7 protein-coding genes, 1 tRNA gene and 1 pseudogene are annotated in these 5,890 nt (G+C 63.3%); 2 read left to right on the forward strand and 7 right to left on the reverse strand.

Going from position 1 to position 5,890, the window contains the following annotated elements; all coding sequences use genetic code 11:
* Positions 1–5: 5 nt before the first annotated feature.
* Positions 6–503, reverse strand: a complete 498-nt coding sequence (locus ROR02_RS15765; RefSeq protein ID WP_147165005.1) for a GNAT family N-acetyltransferase — start codon at positions 501–503, stop codon at positions 6–8.
* A 14-nt stretch (positions 504–517) separates the two neighbouring features.
* Positions 518–1,162 (reverse strand): MBL fold metallo-hydrolase, encoded by a 645-nt coding sequence (locus tag ROR02_RS15770; protein ID WP_147165006.1) that lies wholly within the window; start codon positions 1,160–1,162, stop codon positions 518–520.
* Positions 1,163–1,554: 392 nt separating this feature from the next.
* Between ROR02_RS15770 and ROR02_RS15775 the strand changes: the two genes are divergently transcribed.
* Together ROR02_RS15775 and ROR02_RS15780 are read left to right on the forward strand one after the other, a co-directional pair.
* Positions 1,555–2,133, forward strand: a complete 579-nt coding sequence (locus ROR02_RS15775; RefSeq protein ID WP_147165007.1) for a nucleoside 2-deoxyribosyltransferase — start codon at positions 1,555–1,557, stop codon at positions 2,131–2,133.
* Positions 2,134–2,346: 213 nt separating this feature from the next.
* Positions 2,347–2,438 (forward strand) — tRNA-Ser (locus ROR02_RS15780).
* Between the two features lie 222 nt (positions 2,439–2,660).
* Here ROR02_RS15780 and ROR02_RS15785 read toward each other — a convergent pair.
* The 5 genes and pseudogenes from ROR02_RS15785 to ROR02_RS15805 form a co-directional block, all read right to left on the reverse strand.
* Positions 2,661–3,437, reverse strand: coding sequence for a DNA alkylation repair protein (locus ROR02_RS15785; RefSeq protein WP_147165008.1), 777 nt, complete (start codon positions 3,435–3,437; stop codon positions 2,661–2,663).
* A 189-nt stretch (positions 3,438–3,626) separates the two neighbouring features.
* A pseudogene (locus tag ROR02_RS15790) lies at positions 3,627–4,535 on the reverse strand (IS3 family transposase); the annotation flags it as partial.
* Positions 4,536–4,612: 77 nt separating this feature from the next.
* Entirely contained in the window at positions 4,613–5,095 is a 483-nt protein-coding gene (locus tag ROR02_RS15795) for a type II toxin-antitoxin system VapC family toxin (RefSeq protein WP_147165009.1), read from the reverse strand.
* The gene (locus ROR02_RS15800) at positions 5,092–5,340 is read right to left on the reverse strand and encodes a type II toxin-antitoxin system Phd/YefM family antitoxin (RefSeq protein WP_147165010.1); all 249 of its coding nucleotides are present in this window, start codon (positions 5,338–5,340) and stop codon (positions 5,092–5,094) included. The genes ROR02_RS15795 and ROR02_RS15800 overlap by 4 nt, the downstream gene beginning before the upstream one ends.
* 197 nt (positions 5,341–5,537) lie before the next feature.
* On the reverse strand, positions 5,538–5,759 hold the full coding sequence (locus tag ROR02_RS15805; protein WP_147165011.1) for a helix-turn-helix transcriptional regulator: 222 nt from the start codon (positions 5,757–5,759) through the stop codon (positions 5,538–5,540).
* Positions 5,760–5,890: the final 131 nt, after the last annotated feature.

Below are 5,890 nucleotides of genomic sequence, written 5' to 3' on the forward strand. Positions count from 1 at the left end.
AGCGCTCAGGCCCCCAGGGCCAGGGTGTAAAAGCGCGTATCCACGGCCAGGCGTGGAAAGACCGGGGGCAACTGCTCGGGCTCCACGCGCTGGAAGCCCTCGCGTTCATAGAAACGGTGCGCGGCCAGGAAACGGTCGGTGGTGCCCAGGTAAAGGCGGGTCATCCCGTGCGCCCGGGCGTGATCAATCAAGGTGACGAGAAGGGCCCGGGCCACCCCCCAGTCCCGACCCCGGTAGGGCGCGGCCACGAACATCTTGCGCAACGCCCCCAGCCCCGCCCCCAGGTCCTTGAGCGCGATGGAGCCAACCACCTGGCCTTCGTGCCGGGCCACCCAGAATTCCCCGGCCCCGGTCTGGTAGAAGGCGGGGATGGCGTCAAGGTCCGGCTGGTCGGCCAGGGTAATCGGAATGCCGAACTCCTCGCGCTGAATGGGCAAGATCAGCGCGACGAGGCCGTCGTGATCGAGGGGGCCATAGGGGCCAAGGGTGATCGGGCCGGGCATGGGGGCGGTTCCGCTTACGGATGGGGGCCGATGAACGGGTTGGTGATGCGCTCGTCCCCGAAGGTGGAGCGGGGCCCGTGACCGGGGATGAAGGTGACGTCGTCGCCCAGGGGCAGCAGACGTTCGCGGATGGAGGCGATCAGGTCGCCATGGTTGCCGCGCGGGAAGTCGGTGCGCCCGACCGAGCCGCGAAACAGAACGTCGCCAACCAGGGCGAGGCGCCCGGGTTCGTGGAAGAACACGACGTGGCCGGGGGTATGGCCCGGGCAATGGAGCACCTGCAAGGTTTCCTCGCCGACCTGGACCGTGTCGCCGTGGACCAGCCAGCGGTCGGGCTCGAAGGGTTCGCTGTCTTCCAGGCCGAAATGGCGGGCCTGGTCGGCAACGGCCTCGATCCAGAAGGCATCCTCCCGGTGCGGTCCCTCGACGGGGACGGGAAACCGCCGGCGCAAGGCGGGCACGGCGCCGATGTGATCGACATGGCCGTGGGTGAGCAGCACCCGTTCCAGGGTGACCCCCGCGCGGGTCAGGGCGGCCATCAGGACGTCGGGTTCGCCGCCGGGATCGACCAGGGCGGCGCGGCGGGTGGCCTCGCACACCAGAAGGGTGCAGTTTTGTTGAAAGGGCGTGACCGGGATCACGGTGACGGACAGGCTCATGGGCATCCTCGGGAAGCGCGGGCGGGCGGGGCCAGGCCCCGCTCGGAAAGAGCCTTCACCATGCCCTCGTCCCCGATCCTTGGCCAGAGGGAACGGGCCCCGTCATGAACGTGTCGCACCCAATCCGGCCCCGCTTCGTCGAGTCGTCCCAAGGCGCGGCGGGGGTATCCAACCCCTGGGGCAGGGCGCTTCGAGATCCTGCAGTTGTTGCGCGCGCCCGTTGGACACACGTCAGGGCAGGCTTCGGACCAAGAGGGGAAACCAGGGGGGATATGCCGGTTTCACGGCACGTAACTGTGTTTTTTGGGTGAAGGCCGTGAAGAGGTTGCGGTATGATGAAACATCAAGAAGCCTGGCGCGGGGCCGTGGCCTGGACAGGAAAGGCAACTCCGATGCGACTCTCGGTCAAGACCGAAGCAGGGCAGGGCACGGGCCAGAAGCGGGTCTATCTGGCGGGGCCGGATGTCTTTCTGCCCGACGCGGCGCGGCGCGCGCGCACTCTCAAGGAACGATGCGCGGCCCACGGGCTGGAGGGGGTCTTCCCCCTTGACGGCGCCGTGGACCTGGAAGGGCTGACGGCCCCCGACCAGGCGCAGGCGATCTACGTGGCCAACGTGGACCTGATCCGCGGCTGTGACGGCCTGATCGCCAACATGAACCCGTTCCGGGGGCCGTCGATGGATGGGGGCACCGCGTTCGAAATGGGCTTCGCGGCCGCGCTCGGCAAGCCAGTGGTGGGCTATACCTCGGAAAGCGGCGAGTACGTGGACCGGGTGGTGGCTTTTTACCGGGGCCGGGTCACGCGCGAGAACAACACGTGGCGCGATCCCGAGGGGCTGACGATCGAGGACTTTTCGCAGATCGACAACCTGATGATGTGCGGGGCCGCCCTGGCCATCACCCGCGACTTCGACCAGGCCCTGCTGGCGATGCGCGCCATGTTCGGCCACTCCCTGGCTTGCGTCGGCTGACACGGGCGCGTTCGTCCTTTCGCCTGCCGTGACGCTGGCCCTCGACCGCAAGAGGATCCGCCCCGGGGGATTTTCGATCCTCCGGTGGGGGGGGGCTTGGTTTCGGGCGGTACGTCGCTTTTTTTCGATTTGCGAGACAGGACGCTTGACCCGGGGGGGCGAACTTGATACCTGAAGCGACCGCGCGATGCCAGCCACGCAGCGCGGTCCTGCGGAGCGGTGGGTGAGTGGCTGAAACCAACGGTTTGCTAAACCGTCATACTGGGAAACCGGTATCGAGGGTTCGAATCCCTCCCGCTCCGCCATCTCCTTCGAAAAAGATGGCGTTCCTTATTTCGGAAACGCATTAACTCATCGATTCATGTTCTTCGTGAACCGGTGAAACGGGATCCATTTCGGCGGGGAACATCTTTCAGCCGAAATGGATGGTTCCTGATCCCCGAAAAAGGGGAGCCACTTTTCGGATAAGTTGAACGCAAAAATAAAGACAAGGTATCGCGCCTGGATCTGGTTTGGCGCGTGATCTTCTAGAGGTCGGGGTTGATCGAACGAAGCGCTCGCTTGCAGATGTGCGCCGTTGCACCCGCCGGGCTTTCGGTCGACCAGCGGGCGCATAAAGCCTGTACCCAATCCGGTTGGTCCTTGCCGGCGTCGTTCAGCCAGTTTCCGACTGAGTTCTGTACATAAGCGGATGGGTCTGCGCGAAGCGGTTCCAGTACAGAAAGTGCAGCCCATGGCTGTTCCTTAAGCGCGGTGATGTGCGCGCACCACACGCCGCGCGGCCGGATCGCTTCCGAAGCGAAGCGGCGAACACGCTCCGACGAGGCTGCGGTCCATTTGGTCAAAACAGCAATGGTGCTTTCAAGGTCGCGGGCGAGGTGGGGTCGAACCGCCAGCCACGACCATTCCCGCACACCGAAATGCAGGTCGTCGGCATAGGGGCGTATTGCCGCGAGCCTGTCAGGGAGTGGCATTTCGGCTGCCCCGATCATGAAGCAGGCCCAGCCGCGAACGGTGTCCGATGGATGCCGTCCAAGCCGATCCACAACGGTGTCCCCAAGGTTTTTCCGGATTAATCGGGCCGCAAGAGACATGCGTTTGGATATGCCTGTCGCCGCGCCAAGTTCCATGTCGGCCAAGGCGTCCGTACCGATTTCCGGCAGGATATTGCTCATGAGGGCGGTAAAATCCACCGCCAGACATTCGGTGAGCGTTGCTGCTTCGACCTCTCCGGCATTGAGGCGGGCAAGGCGGGCCGGGTCTATCTCCTTGACGCAGCCCCTGGCGCCCTTCTCTTTGCTCATGTGCGCACATCCTCGTCCGGGCCTGCCGTGTGTCCACGGGAATCCAGGTTTGGTCAGATTACGGTGCGACAAGCTGTGTAACGTCTTGCGATCGTTGGCAAGGCCAAGAATTCGAGGGCGAGGGAAGGTAGAGGTGGTCCCGTTTGTTTGGACAGAATGGGGTCATTGTAAGCTATCGCCCGGTTCCTGTTACGCCGCCATCGGGATGCCCGACACCGTCTCCGGGGCATGCCCCGGAGACGGTGTCGGCGCGAGTTGATGATACGCCTCGTCGGGCGTCCGTCCAGCCAGGGATGAATGCGGTCTGCCGGAGTTGTAGAAACCGATCCAGCGCCCGAGACCGTCCCGGAGTTCGGAGGCGGTCTCGAAGGCATGCAGATAAACGCATTCGTACTTGATCGACCGCCACAGCCGCTCGATGAAGACGTTGTCCATCCAGCGGCCCTTGCCGTCCATGCTGATCCGCACGCCGGCGTCCTTCAGCACCTGGGTGAACCGGGGGCTGGTGAACTGGCTGCCCTGGTCGGTGTTGAAAATCTCCGGCCTGCCGAAGCGGGCCAGGGCGTCGTGCAAGGCCTCAATGCAGAAATCAGCCTCCATGGTGTTGGACAGCGTCCAGGCCAGCACCTTCCGGGTGGCCCAGTCCATCATCGCCACCAGATACAAGAAGCCCTTGCGCATCGGGATATAGGTGATGTCGGCGCACCAGACCTGGTTGGGCCGGGTGATCGCCATGTCCTTCAGCAGATAGGGATAAATCGGGTGCTGGGGATGGGGATCGCTGGTCCTGGGCTTCTGATAGATGGGCGACAGCCCCATCAGCGCCATCAGCCGCCCGACCCGCTTGCCCCCGACCGCATGGCCCAGGCGGCGCGGATGACACATCATCTGCCGCGCCCCATGGAACGGGCAGTCCAGGAACGCCTCGTCGATCAGGCGCATCAGCGCCAGATTGAACGGACTTTCCCCGACCGGCGCGTAATGGAACGTCGACCGGCTGAGGGAGAGCAACCGGCATTGCCGGCTGATGAACAGGTCGGGATGCTCCGGCTCGACCATCTGTCGCCTCCGCTCGACGCTCATCGACCGGAGGCCTTCGCCTTGAAATCCGGGCTGTAGCGCTTCCTCGTCACCTTACCCATTGCTCAATGTCCTTGCTCGCAATGGGCGATAGCTTAACACCCCGTCCGATTTTCCGGGGCCACCTCTCCTTCGGCGGCGACCTCGTCGGGCGACAGCACGGCGACACCGAACGGCAGGAAATGCTTGGTATTGCGGGTGACGATGACGAGTTCATGCGCTGCGGCGATACCGGCGATCACGGCATCGGCCATGCCGGGGTCGTGACCAGCCGCAAGCGCCCTCGCTTCCAGACGCCCGCCGATAGCGGCAGCCTGTACATCGAAGCTGATGATCTTGTCGTCATATGTGGAGACCAGACCGCTGAGCCATGCTTTCAGGCTCGCGGCCTTCATCGTTGCCCCCTTGTGGTCGAGGAGCGCAATCCCCTTCTCGATTTCATGGATGGAGACGACCGACAGGAATAACCGGCCTTCGCCGTCCATGTGGTCCAGCCAGTTGAGGAAGTCGGCGGATGCTTCTGTCCGGGGCGGCGCCAGCATGGAGACGACGTTGGTGTCGAGAAGAAAGCCGTTCAAAGCTCGACATCCCGCGACGGCGTGCGATTACGCTCGAATTCTCCGCCCGGAAACGTCTTGAGATAGCTAACGAGGCCCGGCCGTTTACGTTCGAGCGCCTTGCGTGCGATCTCCGCCGCTTCGACCGAGACCAAGGCCGCGACGGGTTTGCCATGACGGGTGATGGTCACGATCTCTCCTTTGACGGCTTCGTCAACAAGGCTGGAGAATCCAGCCTTGGCGTCTCTGAGGTTGATGGTCAGCATACCGCCCTCTCCGTGCATGGTCATATGTGACTACATATAATCTACTGAGGGGCGGATTTCAACGCTGGAGACATCAACCGCTGGGGTCGAAGATTTCGCCGAAGAGCTCCCCGAACCAGTACTCGAACACCTCAACCTCGGCCTCGGTAACCGGAACGGGATGGGGCCAGTCGTCGGTGACGGTCCATAAGGACAGGTCATGCTTGGGCGGTCGGCCCATGGGAACATGGTATCCGACATTCGGCCGGGTTCTTGATCCAGCGATTGATGTCGGATTCATGCCAGACCGTGCCGTTGGTGCTGATCCTGAGCCGGGCGGGGAACGAGCCTTCGGCGATCTTGCGGTAGATGGTGGACCGGGACAGCCCGGTTCGCGAAAGGACGGTTTTCAGGCGGATGATACGGTCTGGTTCACGCATGGCTGTACGGGCTCCTGCGGACAGTGAGTGAGTACTCCTGATCCAGGACAAACCATGTACTTGCGGGTTCTCAAGAATAATTTGCACGCATTAGTAGAATAGCGAAGGCGACGCGGAAATGGTCGTCTAGA

It is taken from the genome of Pararhodospirillum oryzae (assembly GCF_007992075.1).
Taxonomy (GTDB): domain Bacteria; phylum Pseudomonadota; class Alphaproteobacteria; order Rhodospirillales; family Rhodospirillaceae; genus Pararhodospirillum; species Pararhodospirillum oryzae.

Bases quoted from the DNA above. Each gene is read 5' to 3' on its own strand.
- ROR02_RS15785 (WP_147165008.1), bottom strand. From the start codon at position 3,437: ATGAGCAAAGAGAAGGGCGCCAGGGGCTGCGTCAAGGAGATAGACCCG.
- ROR02_RS15805 (WP_147165011.1), bottom strand. From the start codon at position 5,759: ATGCGTGAACCAGACCGTATCATCCGCCTGAAAACCGTCCTTTCGCGA.
- ROR02_RS15770 (WP_147165006.1), bottom strand. From the start codon at position 1,162: ATGAGCCTGTCCGTCACCGTGATCCCGGTCACGCCCTTTCAACAAAAC.
- ROR02_RS15775 (WP_147165007.1), top strand. From the start codon at position 1,555: ATGCGACTCTCGGTCAAGACCGAAGCAGGGCAGGGCACGGGCCAGAAG.
- ROR02_RS15765 (WP_147165005.1), bottom strand. From the start codon at position 503: ATGCCCGGCCCGATCACCCTTGGCCCCTATGGCCCCCTCGATCACGAC.
- ROR02_RS15800 (WP_147165010.1), bottom strand. From the start codon at position 5,340: ATGCTGACCATCAACCTCAGAGACGCCAAGGCTGGATTCTCCAGCCTT.